This is a genomic window from Acinetobacter sp. XS-4 (assembly GCF_023920705.1).
In the GTDB taxonomy this organism is placed as follows: domain Bacteria; phylum Pseudomonadota; class Gammaproteobacteria; order Pseudomonadales; family Moraxellaceae; genus Acinetobacter.
The window spans coordinates 1422012-1444946 of record NZ_CP094657.1 but is presented as its reverse complement, the minus strand read 5'-3'; the positions used below and the strand labels follow the sequence as shown (position 1 = coordinate 1444946).

24 protein-coding genes are annotated in these 22935 nt (G+C 36.6%); 7 read left to right on the top strand and 17 right to left on the bottom strand.

All coding sequences use genetic code 11. The features are described 5' to 3' along the window. Positions 1-4: 4 nt before the first annotated feature. Positions 5-235, bottom strand: coding sequence for a hypothetical protein (locus MMY79_RS06725; protein WP_252613457.1), 231 nt, complete (start codon positions 233-235; stop codon positions 5-7). Positions 236-374: 139 nt separating this feature from the next. Here MMY79_RS06725 and nfsB point away from each other — a divergent pair, with 139 nt between their 5' ends. Beyond that, the gene (gene nfsB, locus MMY79_RS06720; protein WP_252612630.1) at positions 375-1028 is read left to right on the top strand and encodes an oxygen-insensitive NAD(P)H nitroreductase; all 654 of its coding nucleotides are present in this window, start codon (positions 375-377) and stop codon (positions 1026-1028) included. A 35-nt stretch (positions 1029-1063) separates the two neighbouring features. Here the strand turns inward: nfsB and MMY79_RS06715 are convergent, their stop codons facing one another. The 5 genes from MMY79_RS06715 to tsaE all read right to left on the bottom strand — a co-directional run bounded on the left by MMY79_RS06715 (position 1064) and on the right by tsaE (position 6050). Then, a complete protein-coding gene (locus tag MMY79_RS06715) occupies positions 1064-1924 on the bottom strand; it encodes a DMT family transporter (RefSeq protein ID WP_252612629.1) in 861 nt (286 codons plus the stop codon). A 140-nt stretch (positions 1925-2064) separates the two neighbouring features. Then, complete coding sequence (gene hfq, locus MMY79_RS06710) at positions 2065-2589, bottom strand: RNA chaperone Hfq (protein WP_252612628.1); 525 nt, start codon at positions 2587-2589, stop codon at positions 2065-2067. 94 nt (positions 2590-2683) lie between these two features. Next, positions 2684-3628 carry a tRNA (adenosine(37)-N6)-dimethylallyltransferase MiaA gene (gene miaA / locus MMY79_RS06705; protein ID WP_252612627.1) on the bottom strand — a complete coding sequence of 315 codons (945 nt, stop codon included), beginning with the start codon at positions 3626-3628 and terminating at the stop codon, positions 2684-2686. Between the two features lie 6 nt (positions 3629-3634). Beyond that, on the bottom strand, positions 3635-5584 hold the full coding sequence (gene mutL / locus MMY79_RS06700; RefSeq protein ID WP_252612626.1) for a DNA mismatch repair endonuclease MutL: 1950 nt from the start codon (positions 5582-5584) through the stop codon (positions 3635-3637). Next, positions 5577-6050, bottom strand: coding sequence for a tRNA (adenosine(37)-N6)-threonylcarbamoyltransferase complex ATPase subunit type 1 TsaE (gene tsaE / locus MMY79_RS06695; protein WP_049836984.1), 474 nt, complete (start codon positions 6048-6050; stop codon positions 5577-5579). The genes mutL and tsaE overlap by 8 nt, the downstream gene beginning before the upstream one ends. A 120-nt stretch (positions 6051-6170) precedes the next feature. On the opposite strand from tsaE, the gene MMY79_RS06690 reads away from it, so the two are divergent. The 3 genes from MMY79_RS06690 to MMY79_RS06680 all read left to right on the top strand — a co-directional run bounded on the left by MMY79_RS06690 (position 6171) and on the right by MMY79_RS06680 (position 8040). Then, positions 6171-7079: a pseudouridine synthase gene (locus MMY79_RS06690; protein WP_252612625.1), complete on the top strand. Its 909-nt coding sequence runs from the start codon at positions 6171-6173 to the stop codon at positions 7077-7079. A gap of 110 nt (positions 7080-7189) precedes the next feature. Further along, positions 7190-7498 (top strand): type II toxin-antitoxin system RelB/DinJ family antitoxin, encoded by a 309-nt coding sequence (locus MMY79_RS06685; protein WP_016137742.1) that lies wholly within the window; start codon positions 7190-7192, stop codon positions 7496-7498. 98 nt (positions 7499-7596) lie between these two features. Continuing rightward, positions 7597-8040 (top strand): GNAT family N-acetyltransferase, encoded by a 444-nt coding sequence (locus MMY79_RS06680; protein ID WP_252612624.1) that lies wholly within the window; start codon positions 7597-7599, stop codon positions 8038-8040. On the opposite strand, the gene MMY79_RS06675 is transcribed toward MMY79_RS06680, so the two are convergent. Then, positions 8033-8737, bottom strand: coding sequence for a 16S rRNA pseudouridine(516) synthase (locus MMY79_RS06675; protein ID WP_252612623.1), 705 nt, complete (start codon positions 8735-8737; stop codon positions 8033-8035). The two genes, MMY79_RS06680 and MMY79_RS06675, sit on opposite strands and share 8 nt — an antisense overlap. A 103-nt stretch (positions 8738-8840) precedes the next feature. Then, positions 8841-9059, bottom strand: coding sequence for a hypothetical protein (locus tag MMY79_RS06670; protein ID WP_252612622.1), 219 nt, complete (start codon positions 9057-9059; stop codon positions 8841-8843). 250 nt (positions 9060-9309) lie between these two features. Here MMY79_RS06670 and MMY79_RS06665 point away from each other — a divergent pair, with 250 nt between their 5' ends. Beyond that, positions 9310-9762: a DUF441 domain-containing protein gene (locus MMY79_RS06665; protein ID WP_252612621.1), complete on the top strand. Its 453-nt coding sequence runs from the start codon at positions 9310-9312 to the stop codon at positions 9760-9762. 62 nt (positions 9763-9824) lie between these two features. On the opposite strand, the gene MMY79_RS06660 is transcribed toward MMY79_RS06665, so the two are convergent. The 3 genes from MMY79_RS06660 to MMY79_RS06650 form a co-directional block, all read right to left on the bottom strand. Continuing rightward, complete coding sequence (locus MMY79_RS06660; protein ID WP_005306625.1) at positions 9825-10745, bottom strand: LysR family transcriptional regulator; 921 nt, start codon at positions 10743-10745, stop codon at positions 9825-9827. Between the two features lie 279 nt (positions 10746-11024). Then, entirely contained in the window at positions 11025-11822 is a 798-nt protein-coding gene (locus MMY79_RS06655; protein WP_252612620.1) for a DUF4198 domain-containing protein, read from the bottom strand. Positions 11823-11974: 152 nt separating this feature from the next. Then, positions 11975-12403, bottom strand: a complete 429-nt coding sequence (locus tag MMY79_RS06650) for a hypothetical protein (protein ID WP_252612619.1) — start codon at positions 12401-12403, stop codon at positions 11975-11977. A 226-nt stretch (positions 12404-12629) separates the two neighbouring features. Here MMY79_RS06650 and MMY79_RS06645 point away from each other — a divergent pair, with 226 nt between their 5' ends. After that, the gene (locus MMY79_RS06645) at positions 12630-13823 is read left to right on the top strand and encodes an MFS transporter (protein ID WP_252612618.1); all 1194 of its coding nucleotides are present in this window, start codon (positions 12630-12632) and stop codon (positions 13821-13823) included. Between the two features lie 32 nt (positions 13824-13855). Here the strand turns inward: MMY79_RS06645 and MMY79_RS06640 are convergent, their stop codons facing one another. Both MMY79_RS06640 and MMY79_RS06635 read right to left on the bottom strand, forming a co-directional pair. Continuing rightward, entirely contained in the window at positions 13856-14839 is a 984-nt protein-coding gene (locus MMY79_RS06640; protein ID WP_252612617.1) for an ion transporter, read from the bottom strand. A gap of 120 nt (positions 14840-14959) precedes the next feature. Beyond that, a complete protein-coding gene (locus MMY79_RS06635; protein WP_252612616.1) occupies positions 14960-15394 on the bottom strand; it encodes a hypothetical protein in 435 nt (144 codons plus the stop codon). Positions 15395-16064: 670 nt separating this feature from the next. Between MMY79_RS06635 and MMY79_RS06630 the strand changes: the two genes are divergently transcribed. Then, entirely contained in the window at positions 16065-17522 is a 1458-nt protein-coding gene (locus MMY79_RS06630) for a DASS family sodium-coupled anion symporter (protein ID WP_252612615.1), read from the top strand. A 104-nt stretch (positions 17523-17626) separates the two neighbouring features. On the opposite strand, the gene MMY79_RS06625 is transcribed toward MMY79_RS06630, so the two are convergent. The 4 genes from MMY79_RS06625 to MMY79_RS06610 form a co-directional block, all read right to left on the bottom strand. Continuing rightward, a complete protein-coding gene (locus tag MMY79_RS06625) occupies positions 17627-17848 on the bottom strand; it encodes a hypothetical protein (protein ID WP_252612614.1) in 222 nt (73 codons plus the stop codon). A 286-nt stretch (positions 17849-18134) separates the two neighbouring features. Then, positions 18135-20774, bottom strand: coding sequence for a bifunctional aconitate hydratase 2/2-methylisocitrate dehydratase (locus MMY79_RS06620; RefSeq protein WP_252612613.1), 2640 nt, complete (start codon positions 20772-20774; stop codon positions 18135-18137). 250 nt (positions 20775-21024) lie between these two features. After that, complete coding sequence (locus MMY79_RS06615) at positions 21025-21387, bottom strand: hypothetical protein (protein ID WP_252612612.1); 363 nt, start codon at positions 21385-21387, stop codon at positions 21025-21027. A gap of 134 nt (positions 21388-21521) precedes the next feature. Then, a complete protein-coding gene (locus tag MMY79_RS06610) occupies positions 21522-22757 on the bottom strand; it encodes a lactonase family protein (protein WP_252612611.1) in 1236 nt (411 codons plus the stop codon). Positions 22758-22935 lie beyond the last annotated feature (178 nt).

The following is a 22935-nucleotide window of genomic DNA, read 5'->3' as shown; positions in this document are numbered from 1 at the left end:
GAAATTAGTCACTTTTTATTTGAACTTTCAATTCTTTAATTTTTTTATTTAAATCAAAATCGTAAATTACACATGTACTGGCAATAAATATAAATTTCCAGCTTATATGCGCATATTTTTGATACTCAATGTATAAAATAAGAAGACTCAATACAAAGGCAAAAATTATAAAGACTTTAACAATTCTAATTTCTCGCAACTTACTCTTTGCATCTGCGGGCATTAAATCAATCATTTTCAATAGATTACTAAAACCTTATATAAGCATTATATTTCTTTATCAAATTACATAGGAAATGTTTTTGAATAAAATAGCGTATGATGACAAAGATTAAATTCTCTCAATTGCCATAAGATTGATATGGAGCACACCTATGGACCTATTGAATTCTGTTAAAAGCCGCTATACCACAAAAGCGTATGATTCTGAAAAGAAAATTCCCCAAGAAAAAATTAATAAATTATTAGAAATTTTACGTTTTTCCCCTTCTTCAGTGAATATACAGCCTTGGCATTTCCTAGTTGCAGACAATCTTGCAGCCAAAGAACGAATTGCAAAAGCCTTAACTGGAAAATATGCCTACAATGCTCCTAAAGTGCTTGAGTCATCACACACACTTATATTTTGCACAAGAACAGATATTTCAGCTGAATACTTAAATCAACTACTTGAACAAGATGATTTAAGTGGTCGTTTTAAAGATGAAAAAGCAAAGCTCGGCCAAAAAGATACTCGCCATGGCTATGTTGAGTTTTATCGAAATGAGCAGAAAAATTTATTTGGATGGATGGAAAACCAAACATTCATTGCTCTGGGCCAACTACTTTTTGCTGCGGGTTTAGAAGGAATTGATGCAACACCAATGGGTGGTTTTGATGAAGAAATTTTAAATACTGAGTTAGGTTTAACTGAAAAAGGCCTGCGTAGTTCAGTCATTGTTTCTCTAGGTTACCGCAGTGAAAATGATTTCAATGCCAAACTACCTAAATCACGCCTACCAGATGAAGTTATTTTTACCTATTTATAAAATTAGAATAGTTCAAGAGATTCAACTCTCTTGAACTATAAACTCATTGCACGAGCTAAACAAAGTACACCACTTATCCCGAATAAAATACCCAAAGTGGTAGGCCATTTTAATTTTTCTTTATATAGAATAACGCCACTTGCAATTCCTAATAACACAACGAGAATATTCATACTTGCAAAAACAATTGCAGGCGAATCCTTTAAAAGAATATGAGCCTTCACATATAAAGCAATATTTGAAAAATTAAGAACACCTAGTATTAATCCAGCTATAGCGCTTTTAAGCTGCCATTTTTGGGTTTTCTGCACCAATAAATATGAAATTGATAATATAAAAGATGTAATAAAAATAAGATTCAAAGTCAGTGTAAATTGAAGACCTAAGCTACTCGTATATTTTAAGAGAATATCTACTGCGGCGTATCCACACCAAACACTTAATAAAGCAAAAATTGCTTTTCGAGATTGATGATTTGAAGAAGTATTCATTTGTCCAAAAAGAACAAGTAGAACAGCAAAAATTCCTAAACCTATTCCCCATAGTTTTAATGCATTAAATTGTTCATTAAAAAAGAAATAAGCTGCGAGTAAAGAAAGTACCACGGAAAGTCGTTGTGCAACCTCAGTTTTAACAATTCCAGCATATTCTAGTGATTTAGCTAAACACAGAAAAATACTAGGCAAAATCAATCCTAATGCAACAATTAACCACCAAGGCGTCTTTTGTATTGAAATATGTTGGATATCAGGCTGAAACCACCAAAAACAAAGAATACTCGCACTCGCATAGTTCCATGCAATCATTTGTAGCGCCTGGTAGCCTTTTTTCTTGAAGTTTTTTAATAGAATGGACACCAAAACACTGCTTAAAGCAGCAGCTAATATTAATATCATCGATAAAAACTCTATTTATTTAAATATATGAGGCACCATAGTCAAATCATGACCTTTGATGAGTTTAATATTGTGAATTAGCTTTTAAATAAGCATAAAAAAACCAGTCATTATCTGACTGGTTTCTTTTTAGATTTCAATTAACGATTATTTTCGTCTTCTTGACCATCTTCAAATTTAGTGTCGTTGTCAAAACCACCTTGATGACCACCGAAGCCGCCTTGACCACCGAAACCACCGCCTTGACCGCCGAAGCCACCTTGACCGCCGAAGCCGCCACCTTGACCACCGCCGAAGCCGCCTTGACCACCGAAGCCGCCTTGAGCGCCACCGAAGCCACCTTGAGAACCACCAAAGCCACCACCTTGACCGCCACCGAAGCCACCAGTAGGTTGACCACCGAAGCCGCCTTGTGTGCCACCTTGTGCAGGGAAGCCTGTACCTTGTGCGCCTGCTGGGCGTGGGTTACGTGCTGGAACAACAGTTGAAATCGCGTGTTTGTAAACCATTTGACTTACAGTATTTTTTAATAAAACAACATATTGGTCAAATGATTCAATATGACCCTGTAATTTAATACCGTTCACAAGGAAAATAGAAACAGGGATACGTTCTTTACGGAGAGAATTTAAGAACGGATCTTGTAAAGTTTGACCTTTAGACATTTTTAACTCCAAAAAAAAATTTTTAAATCAGCGCAAAAAAACTATCTTTATTTTTCAACTAAAAATTATAAAAAGACAGTGTGCAAATTTTGCTTTATCCATAAGAGTTTCGCAAGTCTTCTTTCGCCTGCTTTATCGTCAAGTAAGTTTTAAAATCGTGTATTTCTTGCAAAGAACGTAACCACGTATATTGACGTTTGGCAAGTTGTCGTGTTGCAAATAAAGCTTTATCCTCCATTTCACGTTTACTTTTGAGACTTAAGTCACTTTTTAATAGAAATTCTAGTGCTTGTCGATAACCCACTGAACGCATTGAGGGTAAATTTTCATCTAAATCGTATTTTTCAATTAGAGATTCAACTTCACTCAAAAAACCGATATCCCACATTTTGCTTAATCTTTGCTCAATGCGTTGATGTAATTCTACCCGATCTGGAAGTAAAGCATAATTATGAAATATGTATCGATATGGTACGTTTTTTGGTTGTTCTGCCTGCAATTTAGTAATTGGTTCACCTGTAAGCTTATAAACTTCTAGTGCTCGAATAATCCTTTGCTTATCAGTCACATTAAATTTTATAGCCGCAGCAGGATCGACAGAAACTAATTCATCATAAACAGCCTGCCACCCTTCATTTAAACCTTTTTCTTCGATTGCCGCCCGAACTTGAGCATCTGCGCTCGGCAAATTACTCGATAGACCTTCTAATAATGCCTTAAAGTACAACATTGTACCTCCTACCAAGATAGGAGTCTTTCCACGTGAATGCATGTCATCAATTAACTTACATGCATCTTCAACAAATTGAGCAGCTGAATAAACTTCAAGAGGAGTAATAATATCAATTAAATGATGCGGATATAGCGCTTGCTCTTCACGAGTTGGTTTAGCCGTGCCGATATCCATATCTTTATAAACGAGTGCAGAATCAACAGAAATCAGCTCAAAATTTCCACGTTCGTATAATTCACATGCCAAAGCGGTTTTTCCGCTCGCAGTTGGTCCCATTAAATTGATGACGGGCAATTGATTTGACATGTAAAACTACTCTCCTCGAGCAAATAATTTATCTAATTGAGATAATGGAAATGCGCGCCAAGTTGGCCTTCCATGGTTACATTGGCTCGCAAATTCGGTTTGTTCCATTTGACGAAGTAAAGCATTCATTTCAGAAAGACTGAGTTGTCGATGCGCACGCACTGCCCCATGACACGCCATTCCAGCTAATAACTCATCTCTTTTTTGAAGTAGCCCTTGTGCTTCATCATTTGGATCTAAATCATTTAAAAGTTCAGGAATAAGATTTTCAAAGTCAGCTTTTTGTAATATGGCTGGCACTCCCCGAATAATAATTTGTTCATCACCATACAAATCAATTTCAAGTCCTAAACGCTCCAGTTGAAGTTTTAATTCTTCTACCCTCACAGCTTGCATTCGACTAATAGAAATAACTTTAGGTATAAGCAACTGCTGAGATGTCCAAAATTCTGGCTTATCCCAAGCATTTTTCATTTGCTGTAATAAAATACGCTCATGCGCTGCATGCATATCAACAATAATTAGACCTTCAGTATTTTGCGATAAAATATAAATTCCATGAAGTTGAGCAATTGCGATACCTAATGGAAATTCATCGACTTTTGTTACTGGTTCAATATCTTCATTTACTGAAAAACTAGCAGTCTGGTCACGCAGTGGTGCTAAATATGTCTTTAACGCATTATTTAACTGAGGTGAACCATTATATTTTGGTGTTTGATCTGCATAGTGAATAGCTTGCGGACGACTAGCGTTAAAATCAGTTAATAATTCTGTTGGTGCGTGCTGAGACTGTACTTCACTGTCTGGATTTAAAGCTTCATTTGTCCGATGCAGCGTAAATTGTTCCTGATATTTAGGCTGTGGCTGTACTGAATAATCAGAATGTTCATCCACTTTCATCGCTTGAGCTAAATCAGCGCTCGCTGTCTGAAATTGTGCCAGAGTTTCTTTTGCATAATGTCTTACAAACTCATGCACTTCTCTCTGATTTAAAAAACGGATTTCATGTTTTGTAGGGTGAACATTGACATCAATATTTTCAGGATCGACTTCTAAGAAAAGTAGATAAGATGAATGTTGATGGCCATGTAAAATACCGTCATATGCCATGCGTAATGCATGCGAAATTGTTTTATCTTTGACAATACGCCCATTTACATAGACATATTGCATATCAGCCTGCGCACGTGCATCTGAAGGATGACCAAGCCAACCCGATAAACGCATGCTAATACTTTCGGCATCCATCCAATATGCATTTTGTACAAATTGCGAACCTAATAATTGCTGTACTCGCTGAAAACGGAGCTCTCCGCTATCAGCTATAGGTAAATTAATTCTAATATTATCATTATGCTCAAGCACAAAACGTATATCAAAATGTGTTAAAGCCAGACGACGAACAATCTCTTCGATATGACCAAATTCAGTGGTTGGCTTTTTTAAAAATTTACGGCGGGCAGGAACATTAAAAAATAAGTCCTGAACACGGATATGTGTTCCCTTTTGAGCAGCAACAGCTTGTACTTCTTGATGGTCAAAGGCCGTACCATTAACTTCAACCTGATGGCCGATCCCACTTTCATCTTGGCTACTAGTTAATGTCAACCTTGAAACAGCGGCAATCGAAGCAAGCGCCTCCCCGCGAAATCCTAGACTTACAATAGCGTGTAAATCTTCTGCCGTTTTAATTTTACTTGTGGCATGACGCATAACGGCCAGTGCCAAATCTTCAGAATGAATGCCATGACCATTATCAATAATTTCGATTAGGGTCGAACCACCTTGAGCAATCCGCACAATGAGTTCAGTTGCACCCGCATCGATAGAGTTTTCTAATAATTCTTTAACAACAGATGAAGGACGCTCAATCACCTCACCAGCAGCAATCTGGTTGGCTAACGCTGCGTCTAATGTATGGATACGACGTTGTGTTAGCTTTTCATCAGTCATGAAGCTGTTCCTGCAAAGTCTGATACAAATGTTCTGTGGGTAAAGTTAAAGTTACTAAACGGCTCAACTCATCATCTGACTTTTGAATATCAATAATGATATCGGCCTCTGGAATTTCATCGCCACCTTTTGATGGCCATTCAAATAAAAATAATGCGTCTGTGATATCTAAATAATCACGGATTCCCATTAATTCAAGTTCGTAGGGGTCATTCAAACGGTATAAGTCAAAATGAAAAATTTCTTTGTCATTGATTTTATACGGCTCAACGAGTGTATAGGTTGGGCTTTTAACAGAACCTTTATGACCTAATGCCTGTAAGAAATAGCGTGTAAGTGTGGTTTTACCCGCACCTAAATCTCCAATTAAATAAATCACACCCGACTGAACATGTTGCGCCAACGCTTGAGCTAGACGCTCAGTATCTTCTTCATGATTTAAGACCAATTTCAATGAATACGACATAGCACACATAACATGATTCGAAATAATCGATATGATAACATTGCCCTGCCTTAAAAGCCTACTTAAGCCCTAGAAGTTGGCTTTTTTTATATCAATTTTCTTACATATTTACACTTTTTTATGTCTAGTCCGAACGATTTTTTGCCACCTATGATTGATGGTGTGAGCGCAAGCCAAGTCTATCTTCCTGCACACACAAATACTCAAACTATTTATGAGCATCTATGCCAACATTTCCAACATATTAAAGTGCAAGAGTGGCAACAACGCTTTCAAGATGGACTTATTTATGGGGCAAATGGACAAAAACTAACATTAGACAGTCCCTATCAAAGTAATACCCATATTTTTTATTATCGATTTCTTGCTTATGAAGCCCACGTTCCATTTGAACATCGGATTTTATTTGAAAATGATGACTTACTAGTGGTCGATAAACCACATTTTTTAACGATTAGCCCGACTGGACAATATGTTCAAGAAACGCTTTTAGTCCGACTAAAAAAACAAACAGGCAATGAATATTTAACGCCCATACATCGATTAGACCGGGAAACTGCTGGGGTTGTTCTATTTTGCAAACGGGTTGAATCTCGTGGTGCTTACCAACAATTATTTGCAGAGCGTCAAGTCAATAAAATTTACCATGCCGTTGCACCTTATAAAAAAGAATTAAAACTTCCCCAAACATTACATTTGCATTTAGACAAAGGTACTCCTTTTTATACCATGCAAGTTGTGGCAAATGCTAAAGCAAATACCCAGACTTATATTGAGCTTATCGAACATAACCAAATTTGGGCAAAATATCGCTTAACACCAACAACGGGCAAACAGCATCAACTTCGCGTGCATCTTAATTACTTAGAAATTCCGATTAAAAATGACCCATTTTATCCAGTAGTTCAACACAAGGCTGAAGATGATTTCTCTGAACCATTACAGCTGCTGGCTAAGCATATTTCATTTATAGACCCCCTCACAAAAGAGGGAATGTCTTTTAATTCTGAGTTTGAATTGACATTGTAATGTAACCGTAATTACAAAAAGATTATTTTTTATGCCAAAAAGCATTGAAATTACATTGCGATGGTTTAAAATAAATTCCTAAAAATTAAAATCATTTGGTTTTGTTATTCATGCGAAAAACAGAAGTTTATCAGGTTCGACTTGACTCCCAAGAGAAAAAACAGGCTTTTGCTGTTTTTAAACAATTGGGAATTACCCCTGCCCAAGCGGTACGACTTTTTTTTAAACAGGTCGTATTAACTAAATCTATTCCATTTGCAATCGAAAATCAGACGATCAATATGGAACAATTATTAAAACTGAGAAAAGCAAAAGCATCTTCATTAAACCAAAATCCATCAACTTTAGCTGAAGATGATGACCATGAAGATTTGTTTGAAGAACTAAATGCTCTTCTTGGTGAAAGCGACAAAATTTAACACTGTTGCATTTATAAACAAGTTTTAACGTCAAAAAGCTTTTTTTTTCGTTATGCTCTCTTTGTAAAAACATAATGATAAATTACAAGGAGCGCCAAATGATCGTTAGACGAGCGACTTTTGAAGATTTAGAGCAACTCGCCGTTTTATTTGATGAATACCGCCAATTTTATGGGGCCTCTTCTAATTTTAATGAATCACTTCACTTTCTCAAACAGCGTTTTGAGAATAGAGAAAGTGTGTTCTTCATTCATATTAAAGACGACAAAATCACGGGTTTTATTTTACTCTATTTAGGTTTTTCTTCAGTTGCTTGCTCAACTTACTATATTTTAGATGATGTATATGTTACGCCTATTTTCCGTCGTCAAGGTTCAGCTAAACAGCTAATCGATACAGCAATCTTATTTGCAAAACAAGAGAATGCTTTGCGGATTAGTTTGGAAACTCAAGGTAACAACCATGAATCTCATCGCTTATATGAACAAATGGGATTCATTCGAGATAGTGAGTTCCAAACTTTCCATTGTTTTCTCAAATAATATTTTGAGCGAGCTGTTTCTGCTCTTCAGATAAATAAATCCACTCACCATCTTCAAGCTCAGGTAAAACCAATTGCCCTATTTGATGGCGATGCAAGGCTTCTACTTTATTTCCTACAGCTGCAATCATTCGTTTAACTTGATGATAAACGCCTTGATGAATCGTCATGGTTAATTGATGAGTTTCTAATATCTCTACATCCGTTGCAGCAAAGACACCTTTTTCTTGATGCAAGCTCACACCTAGACTCAACATTTCAATTTGGTCAGCTGTAACTGGATCTATAGTCGTAACATGATAAACCTTGGGAACATGTTTACGAGGATGGGTTAAAGCTTGAAGATATTTACCATCATCGGTGAGTAAAAGTAAGCCCGTTGTATCTTGATCTAAACGGCCAATAGCTTGCACACCACGTTGAATCATGATTTCAGGTAAAAGACTAAAAACACTTTGATGATGCTGAGGCTGATGTGAACATTCAAAACCTTTTGGCTTTTTTAAAGCAATATAAACTTTTTCTCGATATTGATAGGCCTGCCCAAAAAGAGAAAACTCTAAATTTTCAGGAGAGAATTGCTTCTTGAGATCATCTGCAATTTCTCCATCAATACTTACAGATCCGTTTTTTATTAACTGCTGACAATATTTACGTGAACCAAACCCTTGTGATTGTAAAATTTTTTCCAGCAGCATGAAGTTTTCTCATTAGAACTAAGCAGTTATTTTAACGCAGTTTCCACCTTTTACTAAACCCTACGAGCAGCTCTTTGCATTTACTTAGTTCAACTCGCGCACTCTACTCTTCAACTACTCGATAAATATTCTCGTTCTTTCCACTTTCAAATAATAATTCGGTAGTAGGCAAAATAATTTCATTATCAACAATAATATGCTCAATACGTTGGCTCAGCTTTAACGATTCATTCTCATGTTCAACTAAATTTTTCTTTAGTTGCGCTTTTGCATCATGAATCTGGTCAAACTGATCTTTTATTTTGATATCTATAATGTCCATAAAATATCCTGCATTCATAAGTAATGACTATTTTTATATCACAATTTTAAAAAACTAAAATTTTTAACTTGTTAATTTATATAACATTGTTTCCACGCGTAACCAAAAATTAAAACTCTTTAGGATTGAGAGATATACAAGCATTTATTCTTAAAAATAAGATCTGAAATCGGCTGTATCTTTTTAAGCTTTCACATTACAACTCTTAAATATTATACAATTCCATTTATTTACTTTCTCTGCACTCCCCATGCTTGCCCAATTTGATGTTAATTTAGTTGTTTTACTCGTCCTGCTTGTCTGCGGTTTATTAAGTCAAAATGCAGCTGTAACCATTGCAGCGGGGGTGCTCATTGTCGTTAAAATCACCCCTTTAAGTGAGTTCTTTCCTTACATTCAAGCACACGGTCTTAATTTAGGGATTCTCATTTTAACAATTGGCGTACTCACCCCAATTGCCAGCGGGAAGCTCAGTGGAGAGAGTATTTTAAAGTCATTTGTTAGTTTTAAATCGCTTGTAGCTATCGCAATTGGCCTATTAGTCGCATGGTTGGGTGGTCGCGGAGTAAAATTAATGTCGAGCCAACCTGATGTTGTTGCAGGCTTACTTATTGGTACGGTTGCTGGTGTCGCTTTACTCCGTGGTGTACCAGTCGGGCCTCTTATTGCAGCTGGCTTACTGTCTTTATTTATTGGTAAATAAGAAGTCGATATAAAAAAGGTGCAATTAAGCACCTTTTTTACACTTAGGCTAAATTATTTGTTTTAGCCAGAATAATAAGCGTTTCGCTTTAAAGAGAATTTTTCTAACTGCTTTAAAAATCCTTCAAAATAACTTTTCTCTTTTTCTTCAGTTCGATAGCCCGCATATAAAGTTCGTCTTAAACCTGTAGAGGAAACACAATCTAAACGGCGGCTTGTGACCCAACCCTTTTGTTCATATTCATTTACCACCCAATCAGGTAAAGCAGCAATACCTCTTCCACTTGCTACAAGCTGAATAAGCATTTGAGTTAAATCAGTTGTTCGTATTTGTTTAGGCTGAATATTCGCAGGAATGAAAAGTTTCGACATAATATCTAAACGGTGCTTATCAACCGGATAAGTAATTAAAACTTCCTCGGCCAATTCTTGAACTGTAATATTTTCAGCCCGCACCAAAGGATGAGTATTTGATAAGACTAAGCGTGATTCATATTCAAAAATTGGAAAATACTCAATTCCTTTTAACGCAATCGGATCGGCTGTAATCAGTAAATCAAATTCTGCATTTTGTAAAAGTTCATGCGGATTAGCCTCAAAACCTGATGCAAAGTCTAAATCTACATCTGGATATTGCTGACGATACTGATTTAATAAAGGCATTAACCAGTCAAAACAACTGTGACATTCCGATGAAAAAATAATTCTGCCTGTCTGTCCATGCACAATACGCGTGATATCACTGTGGGTAATCTGAATTTGTGGCAAAACATCATCGGCTAACTTGAGTAAGCGCTGCCCGACATTAGAGAAACTCACAGGTCTACTACGACGATTAACAACCTCCACCCCATACCAATGGTCTAATTCTTTTAACTGATGAGAAATAGCCGAAGGTGTTAAGCAAAGATCATTTGCTGCCGAAACCAATGAACCGTGTTCACGTAAGGCAACTAAGGTTTTAAGGTGACGAATTTCTAACATGGGTCCACGCTTGAAAAGTAGATTTATCTATAAATGTTTTAGCTCATCTTTGTTTTTCAAAAATCGAGCAACTTTAGATAAATTCTTGCTAATGAATACTATTCATCTTATCACAAAATTAGTTAGCTAACTTCAACATGAATTTTATTTTACTATTTTTTTTTGAGATGAATTTTTATAATTTTAAAATTGAAATAGCGCATTCTGATATTGAACATTTTTTGAATGCTTACATAAAATTAGACCCGACACGGATTTAATTTTATGTAAGGTAAAAATTTACTGTGCCAATACATTTAAACTAATAATTGTATAGCTTTGATTTTTAGGTTTTAACTTCAAATTTAGTGGTGCAGTTACTTCTACTAAGTATTCGCCAGCTTTTGAAAATTTGAGCTCAACTTGCCCTTGATTATCTGCCTTAAATGGTTGTACTTGTTTATCAGTTGCACCTTTTTCTCTCAAATTAACTTCAGCATAAGCTAAAGGTTGCCCTTTTTCAGTTATGGCTAATTGAATAGGTTGAGCAGCTTTAATCTGGTTTGGGTGCACAGAGAAACTAACTTTAATCGGCGTATTGGGAAATTGAATATCTGAAACTTTCCCTTTAGAAAGATAACTTTGTAATGTCCATTCTCGTGTTACTTGCTCTGTTTTAATTGTTTTTGTTTTAAGGTCAGCCGAAATCAAATATTCGCGTTCGGCTTTCGGTGGAGCTTTATCAGCTGGCATATCAAAAAATAGATGCCATGCTTTTTGGTCATATACATATTTTAAAGGATAACTTGCCTGAGTTTGAATAATGTATGTACCTTCCTCCGGCAAATCTACATCAAAAACAGTTACTGACTTATGTAGAGCTTCGGAGTTGAAAGTTTTAAGCTCATTTTTAGGTGTAATTACGGTAAGCTTAGCATCCTTTAAAGCATATTCACTGTTTAATGCTTCTTCAGCATAACCAGCAAATACAGGTACTTGAGTCTGTTCAGTTTTATAAGCTACAGGTGCCACATAAGGTTCATGAGCAACGCTATAACTAGATGCTAATGCAAGAGAAAGCACTAAAAATTTATTCATTATTACAAAATCCTGTTGTACACAAATGCGAAAGTTTTCAGACAAAATATAAGAAAATACAGTATACACAAATAAAAATAATTCTTATTATCATTAATGAATTTAATTTTGATTCAAATAAAAAAAGACCCGAAGGCCTTTTTTATTTGAGTTTATTGCTGCTTTATATTTGGAAATGCCTGCTCAAAATCAATTAGCTTATAACTTTTCACCAAATCATCTGGCCCGTAAGATACTTCGTAAGATGTTTCTTTACCGTTAAAATATGCTTCTGTCGGAGTGCCAAATACTTCCCAAAGACCGATTGAAGCAACATCTGCCACACCATGACCAAAAGCTCTACTGACTTTCACCCACTTTGGATAACCTTGTTGAAAAGTATAGATCTCAACCCGTGTTCCATCACGGTATTCTGAAAGTACGGGTGCTCCAAATTCGGCAATCACATAATTACGAGAACTACCTGGATTTAGAACATTTACATTTTTTTTACTTGGTTGATTACCCGCCATAAATACTGAGCAACCAGACATAGATAAAATAGCCATACCCATAAGGCAGGTAATAAATAATTTTTTCACGTTTTAACATCTCTATTTTTAGATATTTATACAACTTGTTGTAATGCTTAAAGTATTACGCGCCAATCATATATAATTTTTAAAAGTTTTTCGATGAATTATTCCATATAAAAATTTAAATTTACTTCATTTGAATATGTAAGCCTTATCTCAATATTTTAGTTTTTTATTATTTTGTTCTCTTTTCCCTTATACTTCCCTTTTTTGAGTTTCCCCTTAACTTATTATGGCGTCCCCGCAATCTCCTCTTTCTACACATCAACACTATTCACTCTTTTTAGCAATTTTTTCACTCGCTGTAGGTGGTTTTTGTATTGGAACCACTGAATTCGTCGCAATGGGACTGATTCAAGAAATTGCAAATAACTTAAATATTACTGTACCTGAAGCTGGTCACTTTATTAGTGCTTACGCATTAGGCGTAGTTATTGGCGCTCCTATCATTGCAATTCTTGGAGCCAAAGTTCCAAGAAAAACTTTATTACTTGGCTTAATGCTTTTTTATGGTGTAGCTAATGCCTTTACCGCTTTAGCTCATACCCCCGAAACTGTTTTAATCTCACGTTTCATTGCAGGTTTACCACACGGAGCATATTTTGGAGTTGGTGCATTAGTTGCAGCAGAACTCGCTGGCCCATCAAGAAGAGCTTCTGCAGTTGCCCAAATGATGATGGGTCTTACAGTCGCAACTGTAATTGGCGTTCCTCTCGCGACGTGGTTAGGTCAAAATTTTGGCTGGAGAGCTGGTTTTGAGTTTTCAGCAACCTTTGCTTTCGTCACTTTAATTGCTGTTGGCTTTTTTGTACCCAATATTCCAGTCCAAGCTACTGCGAGTATAAAAACAGAGTTAGCCGGTCTTAAAAATATCAACATGTGGCTAACACTAGCGGTAGGCGCTATCGGTTTTGGAGGCATGTTTTCTGTTTATAGCTATGTTTCACCAATTTTGACTGAATATACAAAAGTTAATATCCAAATTGTCCCTATCGCTTTAGCTATCTGGGGTATCGGTATGGTTATTGGTGGCTTAGCAGCAGGATGGCTTGCAGATAAAAACCTAAACAAAACGATTGTAGGTGTATTAATTAGTTCAGCTATCGCTTTTGTTGTTGCCAGTTTCTTAATGAGTAATATCTATAGTGCTATTGCTTCATTATTTTTGATTGGTCTCACTGTAATGGGATTAGGCGGAGCTTTGCAAACCCGTCTAATGGATGTTGCAGGCGATGCTCAAACACTAGCAGCGTCACTCAACCACTCTGCCTTTAATATGGCCAATGCATTAGGTGCATTTTTAGGTGGATGGGTACTCAGTCACCAAATGGGTTGGATCGCGCCAATCTGGGTGGGTTTTGTTCTGAGTCTAGGTGGTCTTATCATTTTACTTATTGCATTTGCTGTTGAAAAAGCCAGTAAGTAAATTTAATCACAGAAAACGCTAACTTATTATTTCTAATCAGTTAGCTTTCCTCCACAGTGTGGGCAATAACATTTTTTCTCTCTAACTGACTCTTCTTGCTCTAATACTTTTTCCCGCATAATTTGAATAATCAGGTTATGCGCCTGCTCTTTTGGTAGACCTACTTTTTGACGGATTCGCTCTATTTCAACTTCATCATGTAAAATATCAATACCTCGTACTTGAAGTAATTCACGAAATTCTTGCTCTAGCCTTTGATTACGCTGGTTAAGTTCATTTGCAAGCCCAGATGCCAAAATACCAGCTGGTAAAGCCGCAATACCAACACCCAAAATTGTAATGAGTGCCCCCAATAACTTTCCTAAACTGGTCACTGGCGTTACATCGCCATAACCCACTGTGGTTAAAGTCACTACAGCCCACCACATAGATTTAGGTATTGAACTAAAAGCTTCTGGCTGAGCCTTGTTTTCAACCACATAAATTCCAGAAGCAGTCATAATAATCATAATGATTAAAATAAAGATAACTGCCTGAAAAGAACCCTTCTCACGTTTAATCACGCATAACAATATCTGAAGTGAGATGAAATAGCGTGTTAATTTTAATAGTCGAAGTAAACGTAAGATTCTAAGCATACGAAGATCAATTCGTACAAAGAAATTGAGATAAGCAGGTAAAATTGCCATCAAATCAATAATTGCTTCCCCGCTTTTCATCCAGTTCAAGCGGATTTTCCACGCAGATTGTGTCGTATCTCGATCTGCAACACTCCACAATCTTAATAAATATTCAATACTAAAAATTGCAATTGAAATAACTTCAAAATAGTCGAACCAAATACGATAACTTGTATACAGATCATTTACTGTTTCTAATAAAACGGCAGCGACGTTGCCAACAATTAAAACAACTAAAAAATAATTAATACATCTACTTACCGTAGTTTCATAGTCATGATTATGAAGATTATTATAGAAAAACTTACGCAATCCCTTCAAAACTGAATTTTGCATATTGATCTGACCACTTGATATTGAAGATATAGTAAGCTCTTGCCCTCTATTCACCAATATAGTCTTTAATAAATTTTCCTTAACTCACTTCGATACTTTAAATTTTCTATTTTTTGGACTTCAACTCGCCACTACACATCGGAATTCATTTTCTTTCCACCACAACACATCATAGATTCCTGGATGTGATTTTAAGATAATATTTATATAGTTTTGCAGCACCATAATATGGTGGGTAATATCGATTTTTTTAAATAAAAACTTTCTTAAAATAGGTGTATTGGGTGAAATGAAAATTGCGAATCCATTGCTATATTCTTCATAAACACTTATTCCAAGATACATCGTTATTTCAGGCAATGGAATCTCAATTTGCCACCCCCAGTTTTCACTGTATAGCTCCACATTTAAATGATATCTATTTCTCAATATACTAAAAATATATTGCGCGATATCTTCAGTTTTTTGAACTAAAATCCCTCCTTCATTGGAGTGCATTTTTTGCTCATACAGTTGATAATCATCAAATTTAAATTCAACTATCGTCTTTAGCATTCTCAAATTCCCTATATAAAATACCCATATTTTTTTTAATTATTTTTAAGTTCGTTTAATTATTTTAAAACAAAAAACCAGTTAATTTCTACTACTATATTTAATTTTATATATAACAAATTAAAAAATGATTTATTTATTGTTTTTAAATAAACTCATGACTCACTTCACACTTTCAATAAAAACAATAACTCACAAAGCCTATTTTTTATCCAATATTATATACAAGTTATTTTATTTAATAATTTTTTACGCTATTTATATCTTAACCTTGCTATATAATTTATTTTTTAATCTTTAATATTTTCTAAAAATTAGTATTAGAATATATTAATTTAATTAGCTATCTTTATAGATTCTTCTAAAATCACCCATTCTAAGTACTATTTATTAGGCTGATATCCATCCAGAGAATTTATAATTTTTGGCATCAATTTCAACGCCAGATTTTAGAAAAACTTAATAATTTATATTTAAATTAAGAAATGTTTAACTTAAAAGAATGGCCTATTTCATTGAAATGAAAGCTAGTACTTATCGCTTGTTATTTTTCGTTTTTTTGAATTTTCGAATCATTTAATCGATAATAGAACTTTAATACTTATTTCTTTAGCGATTTACTCTTAAAGAACTTTATTTTTTTAATCATATGAAAACAAGGGGAAATTACATGGGATTTAAAGCCCTCCCTACACTTATTTCTTTATTTATTACATTGTTAATCTGGTTCGTAATTCCTGTACCTACTGGCGTTGATCCTGATGCATGGCATTTATTAGCAATGTTTGTCGGTGTAATTGCCGCAATTATCGGTAAAGCTATGCCAATTGGTGCTATTGCCATTATTGCAATAACTTTAGTCGCTATCACTGGCGTGACTAACACAAGCCCAAGCGGTGCAATTCAAGATGCCCTTAGTAGCTTTGCTAACCCATTAATCTGGTTGATTGGTATTTCTATCATGATCTCTAAAGGTTTGCAAAAAACTGGATTGGGCGCACGGTTAGGCTATTTATTTATCGCAGTTTGGGGCAAAAAAACCATTGGCATTGGCTATAGCATAGTACTTTCAGAACTCATTCTCGCCCCTGTAACGCCAAGTAATACTGCACGTGGTGGCGGAATTATTCATCCAATTGTACTGGCAATTTCTACTAGTTATGATTCTGATCCTGCTAAAGGCACCGAAGGTCGGATGGGAAAATATCTTTCATTGGTTAACTACCAAGCCAACCCGATTACCTCTGCAATGTTTATTACTGCAACCGCCCCTAACCCATTAGTAGTTGATTTAGTGGCAAAGGCGACCAATAGTGAAATTTCATTAAGTTGGAGTACTTGGGCACTGGCGATGTTATTGCCTGGTTTGATTGCATTAATTATTATGCCTTTGATTATGTATTGGATGTATCCACCCGAAGTCAAAGAAACGCCTAATGCAGCTCAGTTTGCTAAAACTAAATTAAAAGAAATGGGTCCAGTCAGTAAAAATGAAATCATCATGCTTGGTGTATTCGGTATTTTATTGATGCTATGGGCAGGTATTCCCGCCATGATTTTTGGCTCCGATTGGGCTGTTGACCCAACGACGACAGCTTTTATTGGTTTAGGGTTATTGCTACTTACAGGTGTTTTAACTTGGGATGATATTCTGACGCAAAAGAACGCGTGGGATACGATTACTTGGTTCGCAGCATTAGTCATGATGGCAACTTATTTAAATAAGCTTGGCTTAATCACGTGGTTCTCGAGTGTTTTAGAAACCAGTATTGGTCATTTAGGTCTAAGCTGGATGCCGGCTTGTTTATTATTAATGCTCGCCTATTTGTATGCACATTATATGTTTGCTAGCACAACGGCACATATTACCGCAATGTTTGCTGCTTTTTATACGGTAGGACTTGCACTCGGTGCACCGCCAATGCTCTTTGCTTTAATGATGGCAGCGGCTTCAAGTATTATGATGACCTTAACCCATTATGCGACTGGCACTTCCCCTGTAGTCTTCGGTTCGGGTTACACCACACTCGGTGAATGGTGGAAAGCTGGTTTTGTCATGAGTGTTGTTAATATCATTATTTTTGTAGTGATTGGCGGACTGTGGTGGAAAGTGTTGGGTTATTGGTAGAATTGTTTTAGTTTATAAAAAGCCCCTTTCAAAGGGGCTTTTCCATGTAGGCATTTAAAAAATACTAAATTGCCTATTCACCGAATAAAATGATATCAAGTAAATTAATCGGGCTTAATATCATAAACCCAATTTCGTGCCTGTTGATCTGTTGTAGTTTCGCAGACGTAGTAATCTTGATCCCATGAGTCTGGATGGAAAATTTCCTTTTTATGATAGGCTACTTGTTTGTTATTTTCGACACAGATAAAACTATCACCTTGATCTTTAACAGCAGAACCGTTAAGAAATCCACCAATACATAAGAAGCGGGACTGTTTCGCCATTTAGTTAAATCAACTTTTTAAATCACTCATTTTCAATAATTAAATGATGGATTGATTGAATTGTAAAGCCAAAATTACTGGACCATATTAATTAAAATTATTAGATAGGCATAGCACAGAACTTACTACAATTTTTTTGATTTAAAATTTAGATTAATTAGAAATTATTTCAAAAAAAAAATAAGGGCTGATTAATCAGCCCTTATTCTAGCTTTTTGCTCAAACAAATCATAGATTTGCTCTTGCGCTAGGGAAAAGCCTTTCGGCCTTTCTTCATCCTAGCTCATTAAGTCAATTGAGCAGCTTGGATTTTCTTAGTATCAACTTGATCAGCTTCTTTAGTATATTCACTCATCTTGTCGAAGTTTAAGTATTTGTAGATGTCAGCAGAAGCGCTGTCGATTTGCGACGCGTACTGTTGATATTCTTCTGGGCTTGGTAATTTACCAAGAACCGCAGCTACAGATGCAAGCTCAGCAGATGCTAAGTAAACATTTGCACCTTGACCTAAACGGTTCGGAAAGTTACGAGTAGAAGTCGATACACATGTTGTGTTCGGCGCTACGCGTGCTTGGTTACCCATACATAATGAACAGCCAGGCATCTCTGTACGCGCACCAGCACGACCATAGATGTTATACAAGCCTTCTTCCATTAATTGGTGCTCGTCCATACGAGTTGGTGGAGCCAACCATAAACGAGTAGACAATGAACCACCAGGTACTTTATCAAGTAACTGACCAGCTGCACGGAAGTGACCGATGTTAGTCATACAAGAACCGATGAATACTTCATCAATTTTGTCGCCTTGAACATCAGAAAGAAGTTTCGCATCATCTGGATCGTTCGGGCAGCAAAGAATTGGTTCTTTGATGTCAGCAAGATCGATTTCGTAAACTTTTAAGTATTCTGCATCAGCATCAGCTTTTAACAAGCTTGGATTGTCTAACCACTTCTGCATGTTTTCAGCACGACGCGCCATAGTACGAGCATCGCCATAACCTTCTGAGATCATCCACTTCAACATGGTGATGTTAGAACGTAAATATTCAGCAACTTTCTCTTCAGAAAGTGTGATTGAACAGCCAGCCGCAGAACGTTCAGCAGATGCATCAGAAAGTTCAAATGCTTGCTCAACAGTCAAGTCATTTTCCATTTCTGACAAATCAATCTCAAGGATACGACCAGAGAAGATGTTTTTCTTACCTTTCTTCTCTACAGTTAAGTCACCCGCTTGAATTGCATAGTAAGGAATTGCATGTACAAGGTCACGTAAAGTGATACCAGGTTGCATTTTACCTTTGAACTTAACAAGTACAGACTCTGGCATGTCAAGTGGCATAACACCAGTTGCAGCTGCGAATGCAACAAGACCAGAACCCGCTGGGAATGAAATACCGATTGGGAAACGAGTATGTGAGTCACCACCAGTACCTACTGTATCTGGAAGTAACATACGGTTTAACCAAGAGTGGATAATACCGTCACCTGGACGTAAAGATACACCACCACGATTCATGATGAAGTCAGGTAATGTATGGTGAGTAGTTACGTCAACTGGTTTTGGATACGCAGCAGTGTGACAGAAAGACTGCATTACTAAGTCAGCAGAGAAGCCCAAGCAAGCTAAGTCTTTTAACTCGTCACGAGTCATAGGACCAGTTGTATCTTGAGAACCAACTGTAGTCATCTTAGGTTCACAGTAAGTACCCGGACGGATACCTTGACCTTCAGCTAAACCACATGCACGACCAACCATCTTCTGAGCTTGGGTGAAGCCTTTGCCAGTGTCAGCAGGTTGTACAGGTGTACGGAACAATGTAGAAGGTGCAAGACCTAATTCTTCACGTGCTTTAGTTGTCAAACCACGACCAATGATCAAGTTAATACGACCACCAGCGCGTACTTCGTCTAGAAGTACTGGAGTTTTAAGTTCTGCTTCTGAAATTTGAACGCCATCTTTAAAAGCAGTAACTTTTGCAGCAGCATGGTCAATTTTCAATACTACTTCGTCGCCCATGTTCATGTTAGCAACGTCGATTTCTACAGGTAATGCACCTGCATCTTCCATTGTATTAAAGAAAATTGGAGCGATTTTAGTACCTAAGCACACACCGCCATCTTTTTTGTTTGGAATGTGTGGAAGTTCGTCACCGAAGAACCAAAGTACAGAGTTAGTTGCAGATTTACGGCTTGAACCTGTACCAACAACGTCGCCTACGTAAGCAACTTGATTGCCTTTCGCAATAAGTTCTTTAATTTGGTTTAACGGACCAACTTCACCTGGTTTTTCAGGGTTGATACCATCACGCTCGTTTTTCAACATTGCATTTGCGTGTAATGGGATATCTGGACGGCTCCAAGCATCTTGCGCTGGAGATAAGTCATCAGTATTTGTTTCACCAGTTACTTTGAACACAGTGATTTTAATTTCTTCTGGAACGTCAGGACGGCTTGTGAACCATTCTGCATCTGCCCAAGATTGTAGAACAGCTTTAGCATTGGCATTACCCGCTTTTGCTTTATCTGCTACGTCATGGAATGCATCAAATACAAGAAGTGTTTTCTTTAACGCTTCAGCAGCTAAGCTTGCAAGTTCAGCATTATCAAGAAGCTCAACAAGTGGTGCTACGTTATAACCACCAAGCATCGTGCCAAGTAAGTAAACTGCACGTTCTTTAGAAACGAGTGGTGAAGTTGCTTCGCCTTTTGCAATCGCTGCCAAGAACGCTGCCTTTACATAAGCTGCTTGGTCAACACCTGCAGGAACACGGTTTTCAAGCAAATCAACCAAGAACGCTTCTTCGCCTGCTGGTGGATTTTTTAATAGTTCAACAAGCTGAGCTGTTTGAGCATCATCAAGTGGCTTCGGTGGGACTCCGAGTGCGGCACGTTCTTCAACGTGTTGGCGGTAAGCTTCTAGCACGGTGTTCATTCCTCTTTTTTTGAAAAATTACTTGCAAATTCCAGCTTTCGTAAAAGCTTCACAAGTAATATGGACTATAAAAGTTTACTAGAGTTCAAGGTAAAAGTTAATGAAAACGGGGTGTTTCTCCGTGATGCCCATTATTTTGTATCTAAATACCCATGTGCAAATAATGAGCGAATTAGCCAAATCTGGGCTATTTTTAAGCAAAAAAGCCCGAGATGAGAGAAAACTCAATAACCTTACCCAATTAGAACGATTTATATTTTGGCATTTTGTCATGAGGCGTTGCCAAACACTCATCCATCGCTTGCTTTCTAACTTTTTCTTGGAGTGCTTGAGAATCTTTCGTCAGTTCTTCTTTTGGAATCGCATAAACTTTTTCAATAATATTAAGAATGAATTTTTTCGTAATGTCATCTTCAATTTTATTTGCATGCTCAACGGCCTGAGCTTTTTCAATTGCTTGCTGACGATCAAAAACAATACTTCTAGCTGCATTTCCTACGCTAGTACAAAAGCCATGCCACTGCTCTTCTGGTGTTAATGGTTTCTTTTCTGAACAACCGACAAAGAACAAACTCACTGCAATCAATAAAATCTTTTTCATCATTTCACTACACTAATTATTGCTGCTCATATCATACGGAAAATCATCATTTTTGCAAAAACAGTCATAAAAAACCGAGATAGCAAAATCTCGGTCTTTTATATCAAATACCAGAAATACCAAGTTTTTAATTCGGATCAATTAAAAAATTTGATATGAGTCGGCGTCGATATTTTTGCTGCATCGCCAGCGGGTTTTAATGTGCCATTTTTTGCATCGAAGCGGAACAAGCTAATGTTATTAGTAAAAACATTGGTTACATATAGATATTTACCTGACGCATCGAATGAGAAAGCACGTGGTTCAATACCATTAGCTTTATAAACTGCTGGTTTACCTAGCAATCCATTCTGTTGAATTTTAAATACTAAAAGTTTGTTGTCTGCACCACGGTTAGCAGCAATCACATATTTGCCATTTGGACTGAGGATAATTCCACTCGCGCTCTTAAATTCAGGTGTTTTATCTTCGTGAATTAGTTTTAGCTCCGCCACTTTTTTCAAATGACCATCTTGCACATTAAATGTCACAATTTCACTTCGCATTTCTGCGGTAACATACGCATGTTTGCCATTTGGTGAAAAGACCATATGACGCGGGCCAGAACCATGTGTAAAAGTCACATCTCGGCTGTTGTCCGCTTCGAGTGGTTGAGGCTTATTTGGGTTATAACGAAAGGTATAGACTTTGTCATTTCCAAGATCGCTCGCATATAAATACTTACCGTCTGGGCTAAATGTAGTTGAATGTGCATGACCACTGTCCTGACGACCTTTGACGTGACCAGAACCCTCGCTAAAAACAATATTTTGTACTTTTTCACCTAAATGGCCGTTTGGCAAAATTGGGAAAACAGCTACCCCACCACGACCTTTATCAAATGCAGAATAGTTCGACACAAATAGAAATTTACCATCTAAACTGATTGATGCATGTGTTGGATGTCCACCATGACTATCCACTGTGTTCAACACGTCCACCTTTCCATTTTGAATTGATAGTGCGGTCACCGCCCCTTCATTTTCTTCATTAGTGGTATAGGCAAAATGGCCATCTTTCGATTTTACAATCCAAGAAGGACTTTTCATTTTCAAGACTTTAACAGGAGTTAAGGTTCCATCGTGATTCACTTTAAGCTGGTATAAACCTTCACTGGCTTGTTTTGGTTTTTGCGCAAGTGGTGCATTAGGAATCGATGTCCATGTTCCCACTAAAGCAATTTGTTGTTGTGCAGCATTTACGGTAGAGCCCCATCCAAATGACAAAAGCGTCAATGACAATGTTGCTGTTAACTTTTGAATTAGCCCACGATATTTAATATTGGTACCGTTTTCCTTGTCATATTTAATTTCAACAGAAGTATCTATTTTCACTGGTATATCCTTGGAAAAAACCACCTTATTTGCACTTATCAACAAGGTATTATCAATTTAGTTTCATTTAATGATTCTGAAAACTAATTTATAAAATAGTAATTTTCAAGTGAGTTTTCTTTAATTAAAAGCCTGTTCAAGCTTTGGTTCCCTTTAAGAGAATCGATGTTTTATATAA

Bases quoted from the DNA above. Each gene is read 5' to 3' on its own strand.
- MMY79_RS06725 (WP_252613457.1), bottom strand. From the start codon at position 235: ATGATTGATTTAATGCCCGCAGATGCAAAGAGTAAGTTGCGAGAAATT.
- nfsB (WP_252612630.1), top strand. From the start codon at position 375: ATGGACCTATTGAATTCTGTTAAAAGCCGCTATACCACAAAAGCGTAT.
- MMY79_RS06715 (WP_252612629.1), bottom strand. From the start codon at position 1,924: ATGATATTAATATTAGCTGCTGCTTTAAGCAGTGTTTTGGTGTCCATT.
- hfq (WP_252612628.1), bottom strand. From the start codon at position 2,589: ATGTCTAAAGGTCAAACTTTACAAGATCCGTTCTTAAATTCTCTCCGT.
- miaA (WP_252612627.1), bottom strand. From the start codon at position 3,628: ATGTCAAATCAATTGCCCGTCATCAATTTAATGGGACCAACTGCGAGC.
- mutL (WP_252612626.1), bottom strand. From the start codon at position 5,584: ATGACTGATGAAAAGCTAACACAACGTCGTATCCATACATTAGACGCA.
- tsaE (WP_049836984.1), bottom strand. From the start codon at position 6,050: ATGTCGTATTCATTGAAATTGGTCTTAAATCATGAAGAAGATACTGAG.
- MMY79_RS06690 (WP_252612625.1), top strand. From the start codon at position 6,171: ATGTCTAGTCCGAACGATTTTTTGCCACCTATGATTGATGGTGTGAGC.
- MMY79_RS06685 (WP_016137742.1), top strand. From the start codon at position 7,190: ATGCGAAAAACAGAAGTTTATCAGGTTCGACTTGACTCCCAAGAGAAA.
- MMY79_RS06680 (WP_252612624.1), top strand. From the start codon at position 7,597: ATGATCGTTAGACGAGCGACTTTTGAAGATTTAGAGCAACTCGCCGTT.
- MMY79_RS06675 (WP_252612623.1), bottom strand. From the start codon at position 8,737: ATGCTGCTGGAAAAAATTTTACAATCACAAGGGTTTGGTTCACGTAAA.
- MMY79_RS06670 (WP_252612622.1), bottom strand. From the start codon at position 9,059: ATGGACATTATAGATATCAAAATAAAAGATCAGTTTGACCAGATTCAT.
- MMY79_RS06665 (WP_252612621.1), top strand. From the start codon at position 9,310: ATGCTTGCCCAATTTGATGTTAATTTAGTTGTTTTACTCGTCCTGCTT.
- MMY79_RS06660 (WP_005306625.1), bottom strand. From the start codon at position 10,745: ATGTTAGAAATTCGTCACCTTAAAACCTTAGTTGCCTTACGTGAACAC.
- MMY79_RS06655 (WP_252612620.1), bottom strand. From the start codon at position 11,822: ATGAATAAATTTTTAGTGCTTTCTCTTGCATTAGCATCTAGTTATAGC.
- MMY79_RS06645 (WP_252612618.1), top strand. From the start codon at position 12,630: ATGGCGTCCCCGCAATCTCCTCTTTCTACACATCAACACTATTCACTC.
- MMY79_RS06640 (WP_252612617.1), bottom strand. From the start codon at position 14,839: ATGCAAAATTCAGTTTTGAAGGGATTGCGTAAGTTTTTCTATAATAAT.
- MMY79_RS06635 (WP_252612616.1), bottom strand. From the start codon at position 15,394: ATGCTAAAGACGATAGTTGAATTTAAATTTGATGATTATCAACTGTAT.
- MMY79_RS06630 (WP_252612615.1), top strand. From the start codon at position 16,065: ATGGGATTTAAAGCCCTCCCTACACTTATTTCTTTATTTATTACATTG.
- MMY79_RS06625 (WP_252612614.1), bottom strand. From the start codon at position 17,848: ATGGCGAAACAGTCCCGCTTCTTATGTATTGGTGGATTTCTTAACGGT.
- MMY79_RS06615 (WP_252612612.1), bottom strand. From the start codon at position 21,387: ATGATGAAAAAGATTTTATTGATTGCAGTGAGTTTGTTCTTTGTCGGT.